Source organism: Tomitella biformata AHU 1821 (assembly GCF_000524475.1).
GTDB lineage: Bacteria > Actinomycetota > Actinomycetes > Mycobacteriales > Mycobacteriaceae > Tomitella > Tomitella biformata.
The window spans coordinates 18,672-42,779 of sequence record NZ_BAVQ01000027.1 but is presented as its reverse complement, the minus strand read 5'-3'; the positions used below and the strand labels follow the sequence as shown (position 1 = coordinate 42,779).

Sequence of the window (24,108 nt, the reverse complement as noted above, 5' to 3'; positions counted from 1 at the left end):
AGTGCTGCCACGTCGAGGGCTGACCGGGGACTACCCCCGGCTCGGCGGCGCTAGGTCTAGTCGCAGCACCTCGCCATCCGCCTCGCCGTCATCGAGGTAGCGCACCAGGTCCTCCTGCCGCGGCTGGCCCAAGGTCATGCGATACGCGGCGACGGTGCGCAGCAGCCTCTGATATTGCGCCGTCTCGCGACTCAGGGGCATCGCGGGCACGTAGCGTTCGATCTTCGCTCCTCCCGGTGGGGCGAAGACCCAGTCCGGCACCAGGTCCGAGTCGGTGGGTGACTTGGCGGCTTCCGCCGCGTCGAACATCGCCGCCCACGGATCGACACACCCCGGCCGGAGCGCGGCGTCGGCGTGCACCGACGCGATGTTGCGCCGGATCGCGTGACCCCGGAATCGGTGGACCCGGCCCTCCCGCTGCTCCAAATCGACGGGGTTGCCGGGCAGGTTCCAATGCACGACGGCGCGGCTGTAGTTGTGGAAGTCGAGGCCCTCCTGACCGACCGAGGTGGACGCGACGACGAAGGGCCAGAACGGAGAGTTGAAGGAGGCCAGCACATCTGCCGCACGGGCCTGCGTCTGCTCGGTCTGCGATCCGCGTTGGCCCAAGCGCATGGCGAAATGGTGCCGGATGGGCAGCGGGCGGCGCATGGAGACCTCTCCACCAGAGAGGTCGAAGACGTCGACGCCCGCGCCGCCGGCCTGGATGCTCATAGCCGCGACGAGCCCGCTCGCGGCCGCCTCGGGATCATGCGCGTCGTGGAAGCGCTCCACCCCGCCGAGGGCGAGGTACTCGTCCAGCACCGATTGCAGGTTGCCGTCCAGGCAATGGCGCAGCGCCGCCTGCCACGGGGCAAGGTCGGGCTGCGCATGCCGTATAGCGGCGGCGATCTCTGACTGGTTGAACAGGGACCGGAACGCGTCGCAGGTGTCGAGCGTGACATTCCACAGCTCGTCATCGTCGTATGCGAGGACGGAGCCGGTGGCCCGCCGGAGGCCGCGGAGCAGGCAATTCGCGGGACCGGCGAGGGCGAGCTCCGCGAGGACTCGCGCCAGGTCCGCGGGGATGGCGCCGAGCGCGCTGACGTCGAGTTCGGTTGGCGCGTCGGGCTTCCCGTAGTAGTCAGGTAGCGCAGGTGGCTCGGTGTAGTCGGGATATGCCTGCATGTCGAGCAGGATCGGCGCGGCCCAGTACCAGGACGGGTCGACGGAGGAGCGGCGTGAGGACGAGATATCGAGCCCGGGCAGCAGTGCGTCGAGCTTGGACTGGACTCGCTCGGTGGCGATCGACAGCACGGCCTCCACAGCGGGGACGCCGTCGCCGAGCTCTTGCGCGAGCACCAGCGGGTCGCACAGTTCGGAGAGCACCACGCAGGGCTGGAACAGCGCCTCGGACGCCATATTCTCCTGATTGCCATCATTGCGGGGCCGGCGGAGGAATGCCGTTCGTCCACGCTCCGCGTATCGGCGCTCCGGATCGATGGCGGCGATGCCCCGCTGCTCGGCCTGATAGCTCAGCACGCTGGCGATCGCCTTGGGCGCGACCGCCCACGCGGAGAAGACCAGCCGCTTGGTGAAGCCCTGCAGCAGCGGATCGGCGAAGGCACCGCCGGGGGAGTAGTACGGCAGCGACGGCGGCAGCCAGGCGAGTTGCCACGCGCCGCGGTCGATGGTGTCGGCGATGAGCGCCCGCATCTTCGCGTTGCCGGCGTCCAGCGGCTGATACCGATCAATGACGTCCCAGTCCAGCAGCCCGCTGGCGTTGCGCAGCGCCTCCTCCACCGCGGCGCGCGCCTGGGGGTCGGGGGAGTTCAGAGCCTGGCCGAGCCCCTGCTTGACCTGGTAATTCTCCATGATGTTGAACAGGTAGGGGCTCGAGCGCCAGAGCTCGAAGATGTCGCGGCCGCCGCGGCCACGCCCGACGGCGTCTGCGATGGACTGCCCGCCCGCGTAGGCGAGGAGGTCGCCTCCGGTCACGGGGACCGGCATGGGCACCTCGACGAGCATCCCGTCGCGGTCGGGGGTGGAGCCCAGCCGCTCGACGCGTGACATCACGTCGGTCAGCGTGCCCTGCACGCGGTCACGTGCGGCCAGCCCCGCGCCGCGGGATCCTGCGCCGAGCCGGGCGGCCGAGCGCATCGTCGCCAAATCCTGTGCCAGCGTGTCGATCTGAACGCTGACGTCGGCGGGGTTGGCACGGCCGCCGAACAGGAACCGGACGGTGGCCAGGAAGTCGTCGTAGTGGCCGGCGCCCTCCTCGTCGTCGGGCAGCGTGTACATGCTGAACGGGGTGGCCGAGAGCATCAGTACCTTGGCGGTGTCCTGGTTGAACAGGGCCTTGGCAAGGTCGGCCTCGTCGTTGTCCTCATCGAGCAGCGCCTTGAAGCGGTGGAACTCGTCGAGGATGATGAGGTCCGGCTCCAGGGCTCGGATGCTGGCGTGTGCCACCAGGTTTCGCATCCTGCCGATGAGGCGATTGCGGTAGCGGCTGGTGTCTTTGTCGACGGGCTTTCGCAGCCAACGAAACTTCGTCATCGCGAGGTCCCAGACTTCCGCCGCCAGCGACTCGTAGTCGCTGTCGATGGGATCCTCGTTCTCGAGGTCGTTGACGAACTCGAGGGCGACGGCGTCCGTGATCCCCGCGGTGTCGAAGGCTTTGAGCCGGCGTGTGAAGGTCTCTTTCGCAACTCCGCAGCGGAAGAACTCCGGCCAGGCGGTGGAGCTCATCTCGTCCTTACTCCAGCCACGCTGCAGCAGGTGGTAGAGCAGCACTCGTTCATTCGCGAGTCCGCTGGTCTCCTTCACCGTGAACGAGGTGCCGGGGGTGAACGAGATGTAGTTCAGCTTGTTGCCCTGAAACTCGGCGATGTTGTGCAGGAGCAGTGACAGGCGATCCGCGTGCGGCACGCGGACGCCCTCGGGCACCAACTTCGCCAGGTTCTGCTGCGCGATCTGCGCGTTTGAACAGATGTAGACGATGTCGCTGCGGTCTTCGATCTCCCACAGGTGCTCGATAGTCTCCGCGATCACGCCGCGCGCGACGAGCGTCTTGCCCAGCCCCACCTCATCGGCGACGAGGAAGCGATCCGTCGCGTCAGCGTCCTTCCACAGCCTCTTGGTCACGTGCGCGACGGTGTCGCGCTGAAAACCCTTGAGGGGTTCGAGCGCCGCCTTAAGATCTGGCTTCGGAGTCATCGCGATCCTCCCATTGTTGCAGCGCGGGCAGCGTCGAGCAGGTCCCGAAGCTCGTCGTTGACAAGGCTCTCGACGTCCGCCTCAGCACCCAGTTCGCGGATGAATGTGTCGATGGCGACGATCGCCTTGCTGTCACCGGCCGCGACGGCGCGGACAAGCGGCTCGAAGATCGTGGCGTCGTCGAATCGAGGCCGGGTTGGCAAGCCCGAGACATTGCCTTGCACCAGCCCCAACAATGAGTCGAGGTCGCCTGGAAGGTTGCCGCCGAGGAGCAGGAGCAGGTACTGCGTCAGCTCGCGTTGCGTGCTGATGATCTTGCGCAGCACCACCGCGTCCCGCTCGGCGACGTTGCCGACCAGAGCAGCCTTGATGATGCCGACGCGCTCGATGCCGTCGCGGCGGGTCCGCACGCTGAGGAACGGCGTGAGATTCTCGGCGGCGATGTCCCGCCAGGCGGGCGCGCCGGCCAGCGGCTGATAGGCATTGTGCAGGGAGACCAGGGTGACGTCCACGCCGCCGTCCCACACCAGGTCGGCCGACTCGGGAAGGACGAGGGCACAGTGCGCGACGCCTCCCGCCAGCAACTCGAATCGCAGTTCCGGGTTCGCTGCCGCCAGGCGGGCGCGGAAGTCCGCCATCGCCATCTCCACCCTCGCCAGGGCGGTCGCATCGGGGTCGAGCGTGGGCGAGGAGATCGTGTACGGCTCGGTGATCTTGCCGAAGCCCGTCGAGTCGGAGACTCCGTCCCACATTTGGGCGACGCCGCAGCGGTCGGTGCGGCCTCGCAGCGCCGCGGAGAACTCGACGTTGCCGCCCAGCCCCGCGCCGGTCGCATTCGCGGAGCCGGTGATTAGCAGCGTGTCCCTACCGGTGTCGAAGACGAAGGTCTTGGCGTGCAGGCCGGAGGGGGTGCCGGTGATCTCGGAGCTCTCCGCCGCGGCCTCCTCGTCCTCGCCCGGACGGTCGGCGGTCTGGTGCAGCACGTGTGTGCTCGCGCCCGCGAACGCGTCGGCTCCGGCGGCGTCGAAGGTCGCGGCGCGGGAGACGACGCGGGTGTCGGGGGCAATGGCGGAGACCATGCGCGCGGTGGACACATCGAAGAACGGCGAGATCACCAGCGCGCGATCGGCGGCGTCGGGGATCGGCAGATCGGGGCCGAGGCCCATGCCAAGCGGATGCAGGGTGAGGCCGGTGAACGGTGCAGGACAGGAGAATTGAGCGGCGCGCACTGTGCTCGCGACGTCGAGGACGGACTTCTTGCGGGTCGCAGGCATTGGCGTGACGGCGAGACTTGGCAGTGCGGCCAGGAAGGCCGCGAGCGGAGCGGCGTCGATGGCCTCGGCGGTGGCGGCCGAGTCCTCGTCGAGCATCAGCAGCGTGTCCCAGGACGCGTCGAACGTCAGATTCCGGCTGGAGCAGAGGAGTCGGTGCAGATAGCCGCCGTCCGCCTCGTTCTCGAATCGGATAAGCCAAATCTTGGGGTGGAAGAGCCTGCCCGCGGTGGGTGCCTGCACCTCGACGACGGCATCCTCGGCGAAGGAAAGCACCGACCGATACGGCCCGGCGGCGCGGATGGCACCGGCCTGGCAGAACACCGTCATCGAGTCGGTGTGCCGCCGGAGCGAGTCGAGGATCGCGAGAGGGGAGATGGCCTCTATATTCTCGCTGTGGTTGCGGGCAGCCAAGGACAGCGGAGCCAACAGCAGCGCGGTGAGGTCCAGCGAGTAGGTGGTGGTGACCACGGCGTCGACGCGGTAGCCGTCGGGCGGCTGCAGCGCATCGGTCAACAGCGCGCGGGTGTCGGGGCTGAGCATCAGCTCTCACATCCTTCGATGATGTCGCGCAGGATGCGCACGGCTACCGGCCAGTTGTAGGTCAGCTGGCCACCAGACGCGCCGAGCCAGGAATCGACGGCTGCGCGATTGTCGCCCAAACGTGCGCGGTGAGACTTCAACTGGATCTCGCGGTCCCGGATCAAAGACCGTGCGGCGTCGCTGGGCGGGCCGTCGGGGCTCTGCGCGGCCTGCTCGATCCACCGGGTCACGAAGTCGATTGTGGGCAGCGCGATCCGGGAGTTGTGCTGGCGCATCAGCTTCCAGAACTCTTCGCGGTCCCAGCCGCCGAGGACGTTCTCGTCCCTCATCTCGTGCTGCCACGCGTCCCACTCCTCGGAGTAGAACTCGATGTGCTCGTCGGCGTGCTTGGCCTGGGCCACCAAGAGGTTGTACAGGATGGTCGCGCCGGCGGCGGTGATGCTGAACCGGCGGCCGTGGTCGACGATGCCCTTGAGCGGGCCGGTGAGCGTCCCGATGTCCCGGTGCTCCCATACGAAGCGGGCGTCCTCGTCGATCCCCTGCTCGAATAGCCATGGGAACAGGGATTTGGGCTGGGTGTCGATGATGCGACCACGCAGGTACTCGGCCTCGTTGGCCGGCATGGCGAAGGTGGTGGCGCCCAGCAGCCCCGGCGGAGCGAGTGGAAGACGCGGGTCGAAACCGTCTGAGACGAGGTGCTGATGGGCGCCGGGGTCGTCGGCGGACACCATGCGGCGGTTGGACCGGCGCGCGCTACGGGCATCGCGCAGAGTGGCATTGATCGATCCGCCGCGTGTCCGGAGTCCGTAGGTGGCGGTGGCGGACCAGAACATGCCGCTGGGCAGCCGTTTGAGCTTGTCTTTGGCGGTGCCACCGATCACGCCCTGGGTCTCGCCGCCGTTGAGCAGCGCAAGGATGAGCTGGCGCTCCTTCCGATCCAGCAAGGAGGGTTCCCCGGCGGTATCAGCCGAGCTGGCGATGGTGTCCTGGATGAGCCACGGGATGAACAGCATGTACCGGGCGCGGGTGTGCAGGGTTGAGGTGCCGGGGAATAGCAGCTGCGCGAAGGTGTCCCGGATGGATCCAAGACCCAGCTCGTCAACGGTGCCCTCGTCGCGGAACTGGTCGATCACCTGCATGACGCGTTTGCGCTGCTGCTCGTCGTGATCCAGCCAGGCGAGTTGAGACACCATCGAGTGTGAGCTCCTGATCTCAGGGGGACTTGGCCGAGCGACGTCGACACTGGTGCATCGGCGGAGCAACGGTTATTCGTTACGGCTGACCTGTTTTTACAGGGCGGCGCTGGACCGCCACGACGACCATCGAGCCGGGGACAAGGCTCACTTCGCCGGTGGCGGGCCAGTCTTAGTCATGCAATGCCGGCCGGATCGATGGCAGGCGCGTGGTCAACTCCGGTGGCTCGCGGGCTGTGCGTGCTAAACGGTGCCGAGGTTCGTAACACTGTGTCGGTGGGCGAAGGTAGTTTGCTGACGCGGTGACACGGATACTGCTGATCGCCGTGGCGGTCTGTATGCGTGAAGTCAGCTGATGGGAACGGATGATCTAGGTAGCAGGATGAGGCAGGATGAGCCGATGTATGTTGGCTGGACAAGCGGCTTCGCTTGGCTAGATAGCGCTTGCGATCCGGTGCGCTTGTAATTTGGCGACGTGGGAGTGAGGCCTTGCCGCTACGGACGAAAATAGGGCGGCAACTTTCAGGACATCCGGCGATGTGCTGATCAGCTCACTGCAGTGATTTGTCTTGATTGATTATTGGAAGAGAAAGTCTTGATATGGCTCAGAATACGGGTGTTGGAACCGGGGCGGGCGCGTTGACGGTGGATCAGCGCTTGAACCGTCAGCTTGTCTCTTGGCGTGAGCAGCTTCTGGCCCTGGACCGTCGTCAGCGCCTGCTGTACTTCAAACACACGAAGGCGTCTTCTCTTGAACTGAGCGAAATCGGTTCGGCCGAGATCTTGTCATTGGTCCAGCAGGGTGAGGTTCCTGTGCGTCCGAAGCCTGATGACGGCGAGGCAGCGGTACCTCGCTCAATCACGGCCGAGAACAAGACGGCGGCGACGCTGAAGTCCTCGCTGAACCGGATGAGTGTCGTCTCCCAGCAATCTTTTGCCGATCGAGGCGTGTGGACTCTGCAGTTGGGCCTCGGGATGCTCCGCTGGATCGATCCCGATGATGGCGCCGAAGTCCACAGTCCACTGCTGATGGTTCCGGTGGAGTTGAAGAAGACTGGCGCGGACTCGCCGTACGTGCTGTTCCTGGCCGATGGCGATGCCTCCGTCAATCCGGCGCTCAAACTGAAGTTGGAAGAATTCGCGCTCACTCTGCCGGAGGTAGATCCGGACACCGCAGACATCACGAGCCTGATGGCAGACGTCGCAGTACTCGTGGAGGGGAGAGCCGGCTGGGAGGTCGTCGATCGGGCGGTGTGCACCACGTTCACCTTCCACAAGGAGGCGATGTATCGGGACCTGCTTGCGAACGCGGACGCGGTTGCGGGACACCCACTCGTGGAGCTGCTCGCAGTGGGGCCTGAGTCCAGTTCTGCCGACAGCTTCGCGTTTGATCCCTTCCCGATCGACTATCTGGACTCCGTTCACCCGCCGGAGAAGATGTACAGCATCCTGGATGCGGACTCGAGCCAGCGGCGGTGCATCCTCGCTGCGGCCCAGGGGCAGAGTTTCGTCATGGACGGCCCACCGGGGACCGGCAAGAGCCAGACGATTGCGAACACGATCGCCGAGCTGATCTCTACCGGGAAGACGGTGCTCTTCGTCAGTGAGAAGGCTGCGGCGCTCGACGTGGTGCGAGACCGGCTCGGCAATGCCGGCCTCAGTCATTTCCTGCTCGAGTTGCACAGCCACGCTGCCACACGCAAACACGTGGTCCAGGAGCTTGCCAAGACGCTTCAGAACCGCGTGGTGACCCGGCAGAAGTTCACGGGAGATGAGACGAATCGTCTAGCCCAGACGAGGGAGGAGCTCAACAACTTTGCCGCTGGCATGAACGAGGTCCACCGTGATCTGGGCATGACGATCTTCGAGGCGATCGGCTTGCTCGAGCAACTGCCCGAGCACATCGACGCGTCGGCGGACCATGGTTCGGACTGGGCCATGATGACTCGCCAGCGACTGGCAAACCTGCGTGATCAGGCAGCCGAGCTGGGGACCTTGTGGCACGTAGCCGAGACCGGTGATGATTTTTTGTGGCGTGGGCTTGTCAGGCAGGACCGGGGTGCGCCCGAGGCGAGGGAACTGAAGAGAAAGGCCGCTTCCGGAGTCCAGCAGGGGGAGCGGCTGGCGATGAGGCTGGACTCGATCGATACAGCGATCGGAATGCGCTTCTCTCGGGACACAGCTGGTGTTCAGGTGCGGACACAGGTTCTGAACCTATTGGCCGACCGCCGAGACGTGCCCACCGACTGGTTCTGCAGGAGTTCGCTGGAATCTGTTGGTGATCGTCTAGAAGCGGCGCGAACCGCCGCGGAGATCGTCGAAAGTCAGTTGGCGCATCTGAATGAGCTGGCCGGGCCGAAGTGGACTGAGCTCGATGCGGCGGTGATCGATCCTCTCCAGTCCGGGGTGGAAGACAAGATCGTCCGGCCGGTGACGCTGCTGAGCGAGATCGATTCGCTGGTCCCGCAGCTAGCAGCGTTCCGGGACTTGACCGTCGAAGTTCTGGCCGACACCGAAACCCTCGCGTCGATGCTGGGTATTCAGACGAAGGCCATCATGGCCGAGCGCGCTGCAGAACTGGTGGAGCTGGCGGCGTTAGGCGGCGCTGTCGAGAGGCCGGATCCGCGGTGGTTCAACGCGGGGCTACAGGAACAGGTCGCGCGGGCCATCACGGTCCTGGAGTCTCTCGTGGCCCACGCCGAGAGGCGGCAGAAGGCGATGAGCGAGGTGTTCACCCTCGACGCGCTGGACCTTGACCTGCACGCGCTGATGGTGCGATTCCGGGATGTGCACAAGGGGATGGCAAAGCTGTCGTCCGCCGCACGAGGGGATAAGAAGTTGCTGAAGAGCGTCACCGTCACCAGAAAGGTGAACAGGGACCTGATCTCCCAGTTGGGGGAGGCGGCGAGCTGGCAGCAGGCGGTCACTGATTTGCGGAAGGCCGAGGCGCTTCATGGCACTCAGCTTGGCTCCCAATATCGGGGTGTTGAGACCGACTTCGCCCACATGCGCGCGGCGCTGGACAACGCGAGACGCGCTGTAGGCCTGGCGGGTATCGGCGTTGATACACCTCAGCTGACCAGGCAACTGGCCAGCACCGGGGTGCCAGATCCAGAGCTTCTCCTCATCGCAGGCCGGCTACGAGGACTCATGGACCGCTGGACGGTAGAGGTCGCTGCACTCCCGAAATCTGTGGAGATGACGGCAGGCGGAAGTTCGCTGGGCGTCTTGATCCGAGACGCCTCATGGCGGATTGACCGATTGACCGAGGTGCAGTCGCTGCTCCAATCGGTGGCATACGTACTGGGACGGGACGTCGCGGTCGACGATGCCATCTCGATCACCATGAAGACGGTGCGCATCGCCGGTAGCCTCGCGGAGCTAGAAGGCGGCCAGACCGCTGATAGGCAGCTCTTCGGGGGAGCGGTTCTCGACCGGACCACGGATTTCGATCTGTTGTCCAAGAACCTGAAGTGGGTCGAGTCGATTCGAGAGGCGATCGGGAGCCGGATCCCCACAACAGTTGCCGAGGCATTGCCATCTGTGACCGTCGAGGCGTCGGATCTCACCGATGTGTCAGACCAGTGGGATCGTACGGTGCGAGGAATTCTGGATCAGTTTACGGGTGATCGCCAGTGGGAGCTCAGGGAAGATCTCCTGGGAGACCTCGACGGGGCACGAGACTTGCTACGGGAGATGGAAGAGACTGCCGTTCCCGATATCGAGAACTGGTGCCGGTATATCCAACTCCGCGAATGGGCCAGCTCCAATGGGTTCAAGACAGTACTTGCTGATCTAGGAAAGAAGCCCAGGACCGCGGCCGTCGTAGCGCAGTCGATTGAGTACGCGGCGCTCGAGGCGTGGGTCGATGGCGCTGTCCGCGACGACCCACGACTCGTCAACTCGCATGCGCAGGCCAGAGACAATGCCGTGGCCCGATTCAAGGAGCTGGACCAATCACTCGTTGACGATGCCCATTCTCGAGTGATCGAGAGATGCAATGACCGTGCGCCCAGCTCTCTGACCAGCCGTCCTGCTCAGGTGATTATCCGTGAGGCGGAGAAGAAGACACGGCACAAGCCCATCCGGACCTTGCTGCAGGAGACCGGATCCCTGGCACAGGAACTCAAGCCGTGCTTCATGATGAGCCCGCTGTCGGTGTCGCAGTATCTCCCGCCGACCGTGAAATTTGATGTGGTCATCTTCGATGAGGCATCACAGGTACTGCCGTCGGATGCGATCAACTGTGTCTACCGGGCCAACCAGCTCATCGTCGCAGGGGATCAGAAGCAGCTGCCACCCACCGACTTCTTCTCGGCCGGGGACGATTCCGAGGACGAGGATGACGAGGTCGACGTCTTCCAGTCCGTGCTCGACCTCGCGAAGGGTGCAGGAGGACTCACTTCGCTGCCGCTCAACTGGCATTACCGAAGCCGCCACGAGGATCTCATCACCTACTCCAACTATCGCTTCTACGACGGGAAGTTGTTCACCTTCCCTAGCGCTGTCTACGAGGCTTCGGATCTTGGAGTGAAGCTGTTCACGGTAGACGGCGTTTACAAGCGTGGTGGTACGCGGGACAACCCGATTGAGGCTGCCAAGGTTGTCGAGCGGGTTCTCTATTTCGCCACCAATCACCCAGAATTGTCGATCGGTGTGGTGACGTTCTCCACGGCGCAGGCTGACGCGGTGATGGCGGAGATGGAGCGGCAGTCCGGGGAACATCCGCAGCTGGCGGCGATGCTCGGGGACTATGACCGGCTGGATGGCTTCTTCGTCAAGAGCCTGGAGAACGTCCAGGGCGACGAACGCGACGTCATCATCTTCTCTATCGGCTATGGGCCGGACGAGAACGGCAAGCTCTACATGAATTTTGGGCCGCTGGGGAAAGACGGCGGTTGGCGCCGGCTGAACGTCGCGATCACGCGCGCGCGAAGCCGGGTGGAGGTCGTCTCCTCATTCCACGCAGGTCAGATGAGCCCGGGGGCCAATGAGGGGCTGAGGCACCTCCAGAACTATCTCGACTTCGCGGAGCGGGGTCAGGCTGCATTGGCCCTCGACATGGCGGACAGCCTCGGCGACGTGGAGAGCCCCTTCGAGGAGCAGGTGATCGCGGTCATTCGGGGCTGGGGCTATGACGTGGTCCCTCAGGTCGGCGTTGCTGGTTACCGGATTGATATGGCGGTGCGCCACCCGGACCGGCCGGGCACCTACGTCATCGGGATCGAGTGCGATGGTGCGGCCTATCACTCGTCGAAGACCGCTCGGGACCGAGATCGGCTGCGGGAGTCCGTACTGCGCAACCTTGGGTGGGAGATCCACCGAATCTGGGGCCTCAGCTGGTGGCGCGACCGGGTTACACAGGAGCAGCGGCTGCGTGCTGCGATTGAGGATGCGATCGCAGCCAGCGATGAGCCGCGAAAGCCCTCGCCCGCGAGGGAGATCGTCACACCGGTCATCGAGGTCGAGGAATTGGATTTCGACGCCAAGCCGGAGTGGGCTGTCGAATACACCATGGCCGACGAGCCTATGGGCGGGCGTCGCGATCCGAAGACATTGGAAGGCCAGATGGATCTGCGCAGGTACTTCCTCCAGGTGATCGAGGCGGAAGCCCCGGTCCACTACGATCTCCTGGTTGAACGGTTCAAGCAAGCATGGGGAACCCAGCGGTTTGGTGCGGCGATCAAGCGCAGCGTGGATGAGGGGCTTAGCGCGCTGCGGTCGAATGGTCATGCCATCACACGGGATCGTGATGATGTGTTCCGGCTGCCGGGCAGCCCCGCACCGTTCGTCCGTATTCCGGTGGACGGGGAACCGAAGCGGAAGCTGGCACATGTTCCGGCGGAGGAGCTGGATCTTGCCGTGATGTGCCTGGTGAAGGACGCGCACACGCTGGACATTGAGATTCTGGCGCAGCAGGTGTCCAGGCTGTTCGGCTGGTCGAAGGCTACGCAGGAGGTGAAGGGAATCACCGAGGCTGCGGTTGAACGCCTGGTCAGGTTGGGCGACTTGGACCGTAGTGCGACCGGGGATCTGTCGGTGGTGTATGAATAGTGGGCGAAACATGGAAAATCATTCGGACATTAAAAGCCTGATTTGATCGCATCTGAATGACTCGCTAAACATCTGCAGATCTACTTCGGGTTTTCTGTGTTGCAACTTGAATATCCGTATCTAGGAAAGGGGCCCTCATGGCTGAAGTATCGGAAATAGTTTCATTGCTGGAAAGAATTCTCGACAAGCTTGTAGATATTGACTTAAGCATAAATGCTGTCGAGTCAAGTGTGGATTTAGTCGACTCCGGTATTGGTATTATGGCGTCAGAAGTGTCATCGATTGAATCGAGTCTTAGTTCTATTTCGAGCAGTGTTTCGTCGATCGAAATCAATACGATGTAGGTGAGGTCGGAGGTCTGGGTGTCTCAGTATTCGGGGACGTCATCTTTTGGAAATCGGTGGCAATTCCAGAGAGTGACCTCTCGTCGCGCCACCACACGCTGGGACCCTGAATGGATTGTTTCTCGGGCCCTCCGGTCGCTTGCTTGATGATGTGCTTTGCCAGCCCCGTGGGGGACCAGGGGGTGTCCGGATTTGAATCTGCTGACCACCGTAGATTTGCATTTCCGCTGGTGCTCCAGATAGCGGTGCCCCGGTGTGAGTTATCGGCAATCCACCGATCTACTGCGGAACGTTCGTACTCGTTGGCGAATGTTCCTAGATTAAGGTGTAGGAGCTGACCATCTTCAACGAGGTTGAAATTACGTATAATTTCCACTGAATTCCGGCTGCGCTTCTCTCTGGCAATCTGGTTGGTGATCGGATCGATCGCTTCATCGGAAAGTCCGGCACTCAGAATTCGGTCCTCAATGCTCTCCTCCGGGAACTGACGCTGAAATGTCAAGGACAGGATCTCTGGCTGGGCACTGTCGTCGACGGTCGCACTGAAAAGGGATGCGATATGAATCTCAATGTCAATGCCAAAATTGGCGGTTGAGGTGAGCCATTTGACTGTTGTATAAACCTGGGGTGCGTAGGACTCGGCGATGAGGATAATCTTGGGGCGCGAGAATTTTGAAGGATCGAGCGCCTCCTCCCTGTTGAGCGCTCTTTCGAGTTCTTCCCAAGCATTCTCGGGGGTGATAGGACTCTGCTCAGGGTTCTGTAGGTTTAGCCAATCTGCGTGGGCGCGGGAGAGCGTGTCCTGATCAAAGGATGCGACCATTGCGGCATAGGTAATCGCCTGTAAATGGATCTTCGAGTCAGATTCTCGTTTCAGTTCCACGACTATTAGTTGACTGGACGGGTCCACTGCGAGGATATCCAGTCGAGACTTTTGTCGCTCACCCGAATCTAACGACCACTCGTCATACTGAGTTGCGACAATTTGTACGCCGGGCCCCAATATCTGCGGGTTCTCGACGACCCATCTTTCGAGATCAGCCTCTTTGATGTTGTGTTTCTGCAGTTGGCTAAGTGTCAGAGGGTGGACCCGAGTCCCCTCAACGTTGAAAACCTGTCGCTCTGCGCGCATCTGAGATCCAATCAGTTTGTGTTCCATACCCAGCGAATCCCATTGGCCGGTTGATTTTGCATTCGTGTGAGGCCTCGGAGGTTGGGCCGTACTCACCCCAGCAGCGCCGACTTCGTCCCGCTCCACGTCACCACCAATTCATCCCTCGCCCTGCTCGCCGCCACATACAACAGCGACCTTTCCCGCAGCAGTGCCTCCGCCTGCTCTTCCTCCGGCACAGACCGCAGTGTCGCCGCGGATGGCACATGCGTGTCGTCCACCCCCGCAAGGACCACCCGGGAGAACTCCATGCCTTTGGACCGGTGCATCGTCAGGGCCTGCACATGACCAGCGGAGGCCGGGTTGGAGTCCAGTGCCCGCGCCTCGATTCCGCGTTCACCCAGGGCCCGGACGAATCGGTCCCGATCACTCTGCCCGCGAGTCAGCACCGCGATGGTGGACGGCTCGATACCCTCTGCAATCCACTCGGAAATCTGCGCTGCCACACGGTCCAGTTCGTCTCCTGCGGATGAGCACTCGATGAGCACTGGAGTGGGGCCGGTTCGGGCAGAACGGTATTCGGCCGTCGACTCCTCGGACTGCTCCAGATCCTGGTAATCGGCCCCGGACAGGATGCCGACGGCGAACTGAAGGTTCTGGGCGGTGGTGCGGTAGTTCAGCGTGAGACGACGGGACCGGCCGACGATCTTGATCCCGAAGCGGGAGAGCACAATCGGCTGGCCGTAGATCCGTTGGTGCGAGTCCTCCGCGATGAACAAGTCGTTGGGCCCCTCCGCGACTAGTGCGCGTAGCAGCGCCCAATGCGTGGCGTGCAAGTCCTGGGCCTCGTCGACGATGACGTGGTCGGCGGCGGCACCCACCCCGGACTCCGCGCGCAGCCGCAGGTGCTCGGCGGCCAGGGCCAGCACCTCCGGAAAGCTGACAGTGCCCTCCATCCGGTTGTGCCGGCGGTAAGCCTCGACCAGCTTCCACACTGCGATCCGCTGAGGCCGGCTGAGCCGGACTCCTCGGCCGGGCCGCGCGATCCTCGCGTACTGCTCCAGTGACGTGATGCGGTTCGCGAGAACCACCGCAACGTACTCGTGTTCCAAGAACGATGATGCCTTGAGGTGGGCGGGCAGGTCGGTCTCGACGGACTGGGACACCTCCCGCCACACCGCATCGCTGTTCGTGCGGCCGGCGAACTCGAATGCGGTGCCGAAGACTGCCTCACAGGCGGGGCCGGAGTCGTCGGCCTGATCCAGGGCAGCCTTGGCCAGCGCATCGATGCCCCGGACATACACGCCGGGGTCGCCGGGCTGCTTCGCCTCCGTGATGTTGGGATCGAGGGAGCGAAGGTCACTCAGCAAGCCCAAAGCCAGAGTCTTGTTGAAGGTGGTGAGCACAATCCGGGCGTCGGGGTTCAGGGACATCAGGTGCCGGGCCCGGTGGATGGCGACGACTGTCTTGCCGGTGCCGGCACCGCCGGACAGGCGGAACGCCCCGTTGCGGTTGGCGTCGACGTACTTGCGCTGCTCGGGATGAAGGAACGTGCGCCAGGCCGCGAAGTCGCCGCCCTCGATAACGCGGCGCAGCTCCTCGTCGTCCTCGATGTACGCGAACTGCATCTTCGAAGCGGGCCGCTCGAGGGCCTTGAGAACCTGCTCGTCATCGTCGAGCGAGGTGTCGATGGGTTCGTCGTCGAAGGCGTGCTTGTCCCGGATATCGTCGATGCTGATGCCGGTGGCCAGATCGAGGAGCGCGCTGCCCTCCCACGCGACGGCGTGCTGGGCGATGTCGATGATCTCGTTGTCGTCGGCGGCCTTCATCGCCAGCTCCGCGATGGCCGGGTCCAGGCCCAGCTTGTCGGTCAGGTCCGTCAGCGTGTAGCCAATGCCGACGAGGAACGGAACCGACTCCTCCGCCACGGCGCGGTTGAGCTTGTTGTCGAAGTCCGGCACCACGACGCGTTTCTTGCGGTCGCTGTTCCCGTCGAGCTCTCCGACGATGCCCTCGAGCGTGCCGTTGATGGGGTTGACGCGCAGCATCGACTTTCTCGCGAGATCGATGGCCTCGTCGTGCATCCACGTGCCCATATAGATATAGGTGGTATCGCCGCCGAGCTTGTTATCGATGCGGAACAGGATGGCCCGGTATTTGAGGTCGACTCGACCGGTGCGGACGCGGGGGTCCACGGCGGATTTGATCGGCTCGATGTGCAGGCTGGGGTTGGTGTCATCGGAGCTGAGCTTCTCGAAGAAGTCGTGCACCTTCGACTTGATGGAGCCGTCCAGCTTCGGCATCGCCTTGGTATTCGTCGCGATCACCAAATGCGCCACTTACAGCACCCCATTCGCTTGCAGTAGTTCCAGAATCCGCGACGCATCGGGCGCGCAGAGTGTCCATCCGTCGGCCATCGTATTGTCCGCGCCGTCACTATTGGCGAAGGCCACACCGATCTTGGCATGTTCCCATGCGAGGTCGAGGACCTCGCCGCCATCGGTCTCTAGGCCCAACTTGGGGAGCGGCACTGCCGGAGTCAGCGCGGCAAGCGCGCGGATGAGGTCGCGCTCGGCGTCGGAGACCGTCTCTGCGAGCAGCGCCTGCCACTCGGGGGAGAGCGCGTCGGGCTGGTCGGCGGGCTTGGGAACCGGGGCCCCGACGCCGGACTCGAGCAGCTGACGGGTGGTGATGTGATGCTGTCCGCTGAGCCCCAGCCAGTTCGACAGCCGGAGCCATTCCTTCCAGTCCCTGCCATCGTGAGACTCGAGCGCTACGGAGTCATCATCGAGGGCTAGTACCGCGGTGGCGCGGCGATCGCTGTTGGGTGCGGTGCCCGCGGAGACGGTGATGTGGCCCTGGGTCAGCGACCAGCACATGTCGGCGCCGCTGGAGGCGAAGGGAGGAAGTCCGTTCATGGAGTCGAGAGTGGATTCGAGCACCGACTCCACCTGTGAACGTTGGCGGTTGTTCCCCCGCACGAAGAGATAGGGCATCCACCGGCTGAACTTCTCCCAATCCTCAAGGTCCGGGGCGGTGAGGAACTCCAGGAGCTGGGTGACGGGATCCTTGGACAGCAGTTTCAACAGTGCGGGGCGGACGTGGAAGTTCTTCACGACCACGTCCGCGGCTTGCTGGTCGAGCCATGCCGGCAGCTGGTCCTCGCCGGTCTTGAACCGCTGCACGTCGTCGAAGCTGAAGGACCACACGAGGTAGCCGGCGGTGCGGAGATCGGCGCGTTTCTGGGCGTCCTCGCGAACGATGTTGTTCTCCATCGACGCGTGCCAGCGGCGCCCGTCGGCGAAGACCGCGATCTCCGGCAGTCCAGGTGTGGAGAGCACGAAATCGGGTTTGACGAAGCCGAGGGAGACCTGCGGCGTGAGCTTCCACTTGCGGGTGCGCAGCCCGTGCACCGTGATCGTCGCGGACGGCCCGTAGGTGCCAGGCTTCTCGACGACAGCGGCGCCGGTCAGACGCAGCCGATCCACAAACGCATTGTAGAAGTCCTTCTCCAGGAACGACTCATCGCTGGCCGGCGTGGCGGGCGGTGCTTCCTCGGTGATCGAGTCCATCCACTCGTCGAAGCTGGGAGCGGAATGCTCGCCGGCATCGAGGATCTCGTTGAGGTAGGTCAGCGCGGATCTGCGGGACACCTTGTCCAGTTCGTGCGGCGAAGCGAAGGGGAGCAGGCACAGGTGGCAGGCCAAGCGGGCCTCCTCCCGGCAGGGGCATTCGCGGACGATGGTGCGGGCGGCATCGAGCACCGCCCAGACCTTGGCCGGGTCGGCGAACTCGGTGAGATATCCGGTGCCGCCGGGCACGGTGTCGTGGATGAGCAATGCCCGACGCTCCGGCGCCCGCAGCGCGTCGCTGATGGTGGCGACGTCCAGGTGCTCGGGGGATCCGCCGATCACCTGGCGTAGCCCCAGCAGCACCGCGGCGCTCAAACTCGGGTGGGCGAAGCTGTCGAATTCCATCGAGGGGGGCAGATGCAGGAGCACGCCCTGCGTGCGGAGGGTGCGAGCTAGGGCAATGGCACGCACGTGTTCGGCGGTGGAATTGCGGTGGCGGCACCAACTCCGATGCTCGTGTCGGCTGTTGGTGCCGGCCGCGGTGTCCAGCTGCCCGCATGACGCGCAGACGCGGAAGAGCCCGGTTGACGACTCTTGGCCGGCGACCATCAGCTGCTTGCCCTGCGAATTCCCCTTGCCGAGGTTGAGCCAGCGAATATCCATGCGGCGCAGGTACTCCGCACCGAACTCGCGGCCTTCCACGAACCAGGAACGGCCTACGTTGGCGGGATCGATGTCGGCGGCGATCGCCACGGTGAATTGCTGTCGCTGCCGGTCGTCACGGGAATCGCTGATGGTGGCCTCGTCACGGCGCACCTCCGCGGAGACGCGCTCCATCTCCACTACGGACAGGCTTTGCCTGACATCCGCGATGGCGGTGGTGCCGCAGCGGGGGCAAGCGGCGACGGGCTCGGCATTCGCCCCGGCGGTGTGGGCGCCGATCCAGCCGCACTGCGGGCAGATCTGCCACGTGTGGATGTTGGATTCGCCGGCCCCGAGGTCGACGGCGTCGATCTTGACGGCGAGGCCCTGCGCGTAGAAGGTCGCGCCGGGGGCAAGCTCCGTCAGCGCGACGCGCGAGCCGCGCTGGTAGCTCAGGGAATCGCCGAGGAACTCGAACGTGTCCGGGTCGATCCAGGTGACGCCGACGTCGAGGGTGACGGAATCGTCGAGCAGCGTGTAGTTGGGCAGAACCCCGTAGCGCTCCAGGACCGAGATCCAGTAGTCGGAGGTCAGGTCGATGATCTGCTTGCCCAGCAGTTTGAAGCTGCCCTTGGCCGCGCGGTAGTCGCGTTTGTCGTCGTCGGTGGCGGCGGGGGAGTCCGCGCGCTTCTCGAACTCCGGCATCGCCTCCTCCACCGTGGTCCGTCGGGTCGTGAGCTCGGCGAGGTCGCGGTTCCAGCGGTGCACGGATGAGCGCAGGTCGGTGACGAGCCCGCTCGGCTCATCGGCGTCTTGCGGACTGGCCCAGGTCCGCAGTGAGTCGATAGTCGTTTCGTCGAGGACCGCGTCGAACTGGTCGAGGAATCCGTCGAGCAGCGTGGACGCCTGGGTATCCGCGAGCTCGAGGAGACGGGCCATCCAGGTGCCCTCGTCGAAGCTGCCGAGCACCCCGCGGGCATCGCGCGGCGCGATGGTCTGCGGGTCGCGGGCGAGCTGATCGACGATGTGTGCCACGTACTGGCGCTGCAGGATCTCCTCCGCGGTCAGGTACGTGGCCGGCGGGCGGACGTCGCCCTGGATCACGGAGATGGGATCGAACAGCTTCGGCAGATGCTCGCCGCGGCCCCGCACGAACGCGAGGACCAGGGAGTTGCCGGTGAGTCGGCCGGCGCGCCCGACTCGCTGCAGGTATGACGAGACCGTGCGCGGCAGCGAGCCGAGCATCACCGTGGAGAGGTCTCCGATGTCGATGCCCATCTCCAGAGTGGGAGTGGCCACCAGGACATTCGGGGCCTGGGGGTCGGTGTTGCCGCCCCGCTTAAAGGAGGCTTCGTAACCGAGCCGGGTCTGCGCGTCGAGCAGCGACGTGTGCTCACGGGCGACCACTCGCTTCATCTCCGAGGAGCCGTAGAGCTTGCGGTAGAAGTTCTCCTTCTTCTCCGCCCGGGCCAGAGTTCCGGGGCAGCGCACAAGCATGCAGGGCGCGCCGTCGAGTTCGTCGATCACCACACTGGTTCCGGGTGTGGGGGTTTGGCACACATCGCACACCAACAGGTGCCGCTTGCCGGCCAGGTTCTCCAGCGTCGGCGCGCTGATCTGCACCACCGCGGGCGGCAGCGCGTAGGCGGTCAGCCCGGTGTCGGTGATGATGGCCGAGAGCACGCGCTGCTCGGCGAGCACCGAGAACAGTGACTTCGCGAGGAATCCGCCGTCCACGGGGGAGACGTTCAGGCACTGGGAGGCCCATTGGGCGAACCAGGAGGACGGCGCGGTGATCGCGTCGAAGCCCTCCGGCACGGTGCGGGATCCGACGGCGGGAAATGCTGGGGCGGGGCGGCCCTTCGGGAAGGCCGGCATGCCCTGACCCTTGGGGCGCCCGCCCCACACCCACCGGCGGTTGGCGTCCTTCTCGATGAAGGTCTGCAGCCATGGGTGCGCGATCGCGCCGCGGGTGCGGACCCGCTCGACGGTACCGCGGACCCAATGGGCGATGGCCGACGGAGTGGGAGCGTCGAACGTCATCTGATGCTCTGTCGCGTTCAGAGCAGCTAATCCGAGCCGGGCGGACCGTTCTGCGGAGCCGAGGTTGACCTCCGCTGTGACGCTGCCGGTCAGCTCGAGCGTCCGGCCGAGGCGGGATTGGAGTCCGAACTCGAGGTCGATGTCGAACTGCAGCTGCTTGAGGGCACGTGCGGTCGCGGCCCTGCGCTGGCTGGCGGCGGCGTCGGCGCGCCAGAACGCGGAGAACTCGTCGCGGTCGACGATGTCCGGGGCGAGCAGCTGGTATCGGCGGACGGGATCCTCGCCGGCGCGCGCGATGACGGACTGGCACAGCTCGGGCAGGGGGATGGGCTCGGGGCCGATGGTGTTGCGCAGTGCGGAGCGCAGGCTCAGGCTGTGTGAGCGTGCTTGGACGAAGCCCGCGCGGTGCGCGGCGTCCTGCACGCTGTCGGTGAACATCAGCGCCTTCTTCTCGTCGGCGTCGAGGTCGGCGTCGCCGAACAGGTTCGACAGCGTCACCGAGAGCTGGGTCGCGACGGCGCTGCCGAGGAACCGGATACCGTCATCGGCCCCGCAGGCTGGGCACATGTCGTTCTGGGAATGCTTCTCGACGTCCTCGCCGGTGAGGATGAGGACCGGCAGGGTCTTGCCCTCGAGTTGTTCGGTGGTGTCTGCGGCGGGCGGAGTGTCGGTGAACTCACGATCGTAGACGCGGAACCAGCGCAGCCCCTCGATGGGGCTGGTGAGGGCTGCGGGGTTGAGCAGCGCCTCGGCGGGCGCGGAGATGAGGGCGCGGAAACCCGATGCGCCCGTGGCGTGATCGCGGCGGATCGCGTCGTCGGTGACGTCGAGCGTGCTGCCGGTGGGGCTCAGACGCGCTCCCCATCCCGAGCGCCCGCAGTGCCGGCAGTAGATCGCCGGCAGATAACTCTCCTCGTCGTCCGCGGCGACCCCGTCGTCGGACCAGCGATAGGACGTAATGGACGCGACGGCGCGGTCGATGCGCGAGAGCTCGCGAATCCACAGGTGCACATCGACATTCAGCGCCGTGCGACCAATCTCGGCACGCAAGTGCGAGAGCGCCGCGAAGAAGTAGTCGAGGAAGCGCTGCTGGTCGAGCTGAGTGCGGCCGGAATCCCGCCCCGGACCGGTGGGAAACACTCGATCGGCGAGGTCAGCGATGGAGACCGCGCGGACAGCAAGATCAACAATATTGACTGCCAGTGGGTGGGCCTTGAGCAGACTGAGTTGCTCGATGGGCGAGAGGATTCGCATGTCCGCGCCGGTCAGCTGCGGGTCGCTGTCGAGGTCGTCGGCGCGTTGGAACATGGTCGCCAGCACTGCGGCAGTTAACGTCGCGTTACCCACAGAGGCCTCGGCCAAGGCATCAAGCTGCGCCACCGCGTCCGTCGCCGAGGGAGAGATAGGACGGTAGAGGCGGTTGATTGACGCGTCACCGTCGGCACGCCATTCGGCAGGGGTAAGACGGGTCTCGCCGATCACAGCGGTCTTGTCGAACCGCTCACCGAATACGGTGCGGGCGAACTCCAACATTGCGACGGGATCATCTTTGGATCCGAGGGTGGCAGACGTAGCGACGGGGGTGATGCGCCCGAGCGGGCGGGCTCGGTCCTCGGCCGTGGCGGAGAAATCTGCGGGCCAATAGGACTTGATGGTCAGGCCGAGACGACGGAGAAGCATCGCGACGTCGGTGCCCTGGGCTCCGTCGTAGGTGTGGAACTCATCGAGCACCACGTATTGCAGGGAGTCGGCGGACAGCCGCCACATGGCGGCGCGGTCGGGGTGGAGCAGTAGGTGGTCAAGCATCTTGTAGTTGGTCAGCAGGATGTCCGGGGGGGAATCGTGCATGAGCTTGCGGTCGGTGATCAGGCCGTCCTCGGACACGAGGGTGCGGCCACCGCTAGCTTGCTCGCCGGTGTAGAGGCCGGCGGAGACTCCGGACAGCTCCGGGTGCTCGGTGATCAGCCGCGCGAGCCGTTCGGCTTGGTCATTGGCGAGGGCATTCATTGGGTAGAGGATGAGCGCCTTCATGCCGGTGACGCCGGCCTTCTTTGCGCGCAGGACGTGATCGAGGATGGGGTAGAGGAATGCCTCAGTCTTGCCGGAGCCGGTGCCGGTGGTGATCAACGTCGGCTGAGGGCGGTCGCGGGTCTTGGTAGATAGACGCTTGAAGGCCTCTGCCTGGTGCCCGTAGGGAGAGAAGCCGCTGGGCCGCCAGTCCAAATGTGATGACCAATTTCCGCCTGCCGGTGCAAACGGGAGGCGCAGGCGGACATATGGGCCCTTGAACATGCCATTCTCGGGATCACCGACGAAGTCCGACAAGGTTCCCTGGGCATCAGGATCCGTCAGAGCGAAGGTCGTCGCCAAGTAGTCGGTCAGGCCCTCTCGAAGGTGTGCGGCCTGGAGGGTTGGCAGGAGCGCCCCCATCATGGCTCTCCATCACTGTTTACGGCCGCAACTTTTTCCATCAGATCAGCGAGTAGCGTCAAACATGCTGTAATCCTAATAACGATTGATTCGAACGCTTCCAGGGTCGTCATTCCGACGATTCCAAGATTGTTCGCTGCTTTGGTACTTCCTGAGCCTGAAAGATGAGCGACGCCGCCTGCACTTCGAAATCCTTGGAGTGCGCGGAGTATTGAAGTGCAGTCGGACTTATCCCCGAGATTATCGCCAAATCTCTTGAGTAAGCTCAGTGACTTTTCATTTGGATCAGCTCCGTTGAGGAACTTTTTCAGTGGCCGGGGATTAACTGAGTCAACCATTGACTTAGTCAGCGTCAAGATCGGCATATTTAGGCTTGATTCATCGTCCGATAGCGGCCCTATTAAGGATTGAAATTCAGACTCAATGCCTCCAGTAAGATCCCGCCATATCGGTGTATTTAAGAACTTTTGCGTTGCGTGATTCGCGCGGATCCGAGCCCGGCGCAGATCTCCCATCACATCTTTGGAGCTGGCCCATTGATTCAGGAAGTCCCTACGAAACCTACCTTCGTCCATCGCGCCCGAAGGAGCTACGTTGCAGGAGAGCCAGTGCCCCCACTCGTCAGAGGGAAGGTCGCGGCCAATATCGCCCAAGTAGACCTCTACTAGGCCCGCACTATTAATTCCAAGACTTAGGCCCCAGAGGCTTAAGCACTCGAGCCGAGTCGCGCTCAGCCGGTATTTTGTTGGCTCAGAAGCATAGCGCTGAAGGACGTCTCTTGTGAAGTGAACAGTTGTGAGATAATGCAGACGGGACTGATCTTTATCGAAATATGTGCCAAGCTTATCTGGATCACACGTGTGCTTCAGCTTCTGTCCAGTTTTGCTATCTATCCCGTAGCAGAAATCCGGATAGTCTCGCTCTTCGGATCTTTCTTGTGATCGAGGGCGTCGATGATTATCCAGGGGGGAAATTACGTATTGTCCCATGAGTCCGGATAGAGACTCTCGTTCTCGGATTGAATGTTCCGGAGTTGCAAACCAATTGAAATGGGCCCATTCGTTCTTAAATTCTTGATCATACCGCTCGAAATCTTCTGAATTCAAGCTGGACACGTAATCGACTTGAATTATTGCAGATTGATTTGACGAAAATAGGAATTGCCGAAGTTCTAGTGCTCGAATACCAATCGACCATGCATCGGACTTTACATCAGAACGAACAAGTTCTTGACTTCGGCCTGCGCGATTAAGATAGGACCACCCACTATCGGTTGGGTAGGCGTCCCAGTACCACAGAAATGATGGGCATATGTAGACCACTGGCTGGCTGCTCCCGGCTGGAGACTGCACTTCGACGAGAAATCGTACGGAAATATTATCTTCAACGATTGATATTCCATCGTCAAAACCTCCGCTATCCCAGACTGACACCTCACCCAGATAGCGTCCGATCCAGTTAGTTTTGGCGATGGCATATGCGGCTCGATCAGAGTCGACAAGAACTGCTCCGCGACCTCCGTGTTTTTTCTCAGAGTAAAAATGTTCGCATACTGTTATCCACTCTGTTGGATTGGGTTGGATGGCACTAAGGTCGTCGTGAGGCCACAGGGCTTCTGGATAATTGCCCGGCGGTCTTATCCAGAGCGAGTCGAGTGAGTCGGAGGATGACCTATTGAAGTATCCCGGGATGGACGGAATGCTCACGAAA

At 63.5% G+C, this 24,108-nt stretch carries 8 protein-coding genes; 1 reads left to right on the top strand and 7 read right to left on the bottom strand.

Annotated elements, in window-relative coordinates; genetic code table 11:
• Window positions 1-30 precede the first annotated feature (30 nt).
• Genes TBIF_RS10655 through TBIF_RS10645 form a run of 3 tightly spaced genes read right to left on the bottom strand, consistent with a single transcriptional unit; the run spans window position 31 to window position 6,202 of the window.
• Window positions 31-3,195, bottom strand: coding sequence for a helicase-related protein (locus TBIF_RS10655; RefSeq protein WP_024794792.1), 3,165 nt, complete (start codon window positions 3,193-3,195; stop codon window positions 31-33).
• A complete protein-coding gene (locus TBIF_RS10650; RefSeq protein WP_024794791.1) occupies window positions 3,192-5,009 on the bottom strand; it encodes a phospholipase D family protein in 1,818 nt (605 codons plus the stop codon). The genes TBIF_RS10655 and TBIF_RS10650 overlap by 4 nt, the downstream gene beginning before the upstream one ends.
• The gene (locus tag TBIF_RS10645; RefSeq protein ID WP_024794790.1) at window positions 5,009-6,202 is read right to left on the bottom strand and encodes a DUF6361 family protein; all 1,194 of its coding nucleotides are present in this window, start codon (window positions 6,200-6,202) and stop codon (window positions 5,009-5,011) included. The genes TBIF_RS10650 and TBIF_RS10645 overlap by 1 nt, the downstream gene beginning before the upstream one ends.
• Before the next feature lie 600 nt (window positions 6,203-6,802).
• Between TBIF_RS10645 and TBIF_RS24455 the strand changes: the two genes are divergently transcribed.
• The gene (locus tag TBIF_RS24455; protein ID WP_024794789.1) at window positions 6,803-12,256 is read left to right on the top strand and encodes a DUF3320 domain-containing protein; all 5,454 of its coding nucleotides are present in this window, start codon (window positions 6,803-6,805) and stop codon (window positions 12,254-12,256) included.
• A gap of 330 nt (window positions 12,257-12,586) precedes the next feature.
• Here the strand turns inward: TBIF_RS24455 and TBIF_RS25390 are convergent, their stop codons facing one another.
• The 4 genes from TBIF_RS25390 to TBIF_RS25385 all read right to left on the bottom strand — a co-directional run bounded on the left by TBIF_RS25390 (window position 12,587) and on the right by TBIF_RS25385 (window position 24,104).
• Window positions 12,587-13,759 (bottom strand): PDDEXK family nuclease, encoded by a 1,173-nt coding sequence (locus TBIF_RS25390; RefSeq protein WP_200182822.1) that lies wholly within the window; start codon window positions 13,757-13,759, stop codon window positions 12,587-12,589.
• Between the two features lie 65 nt (window positions 13,760-13,824).
• Window positions 13,825-16,050: a 3'-5' exonuclease gene (locus tag TBIF_RS10635; protein ID WP_024794788.1), complete on the bottom strand. Its 2,226-nt coding sequence runs from the start codon at window positions 16,048-16,050 to the stop codon at window positions 13,825-13,827.
• On the bottom strand, window positions 16,051-22,401 hold the full coding sequence (locus tag TBIF_RS10630; protein WP_500805014.1) for a DEAD/DEAH box helicase: 6,351 nt from the start codon (window positions 22,399-22,401) through the stop codon (window positions 16,051-16,053).
• Window positions 22,398-24,104 carry a hypothetical protein gene (locus tag TBIF_RS25385; protein WP_148302232.1) on the bottom strand — a complete coding sequence of 569 codons (1,707 nt, stop codon included), beginning with the start codon at window positions 24,102-24,104 and terminating at the stop codon, window positions 22,398-22,400. Before TBIF_RS25385 ends, TBIF_RS10630 begins: the two co-directional genes overlap by 4 nt.
• Window positions 24,105-24,108: the final 4 nt, after the last annotated feature.

Excerpts from the sequence above, each read along its gene's own strand:
- TBIF_RS24455 (WP_024794789.1), top strand. The coding sequence starts at position 6,803 with ATGGCTCAGAATACGGGTGTTGGAACCGGGGCGGGCGCGTTGACGGTG.
- TBIF_RS10650 (WP_024794791.1), bottom strand. The coding sequence starts at position 5,009 with ATGCTCAGCCCCGACACCCGCGCGCTGTTGACCGATGCGCTGCAGCCG.
- TBIF_RS10630 (WP_500805014.1), bottom strand. The coding sequence starts at position 22,401 with ATGATGGGGGCGCTCCTGCCAACCCTCCAGGCCGCACACCTTCGAGAG.
- TBIF_RS10655 (WP_024794792.1), bottom strand. The coding sequence starts at position 3,195 with ATGACTCCGAAGCCAGATCTTAAGGCGGCGCTCGAACCCCTCAAGGGT.
- TBIF_RS10645 (WP_024794790.1), bottom strand. The coding sequence starts at position 6,202 with ATGGTGTCTCAACTCGCCTGGCTGGATCACGACGAGCAGCAGCGCAAA.
- TBIF_RS25390 (WP_200182822.1), bottom strand. The coding sequence starts at position 13,759 with ATGGAACACAAACTGATTGGATCTCAGATGCGCGCAGAGCGACAGGTT.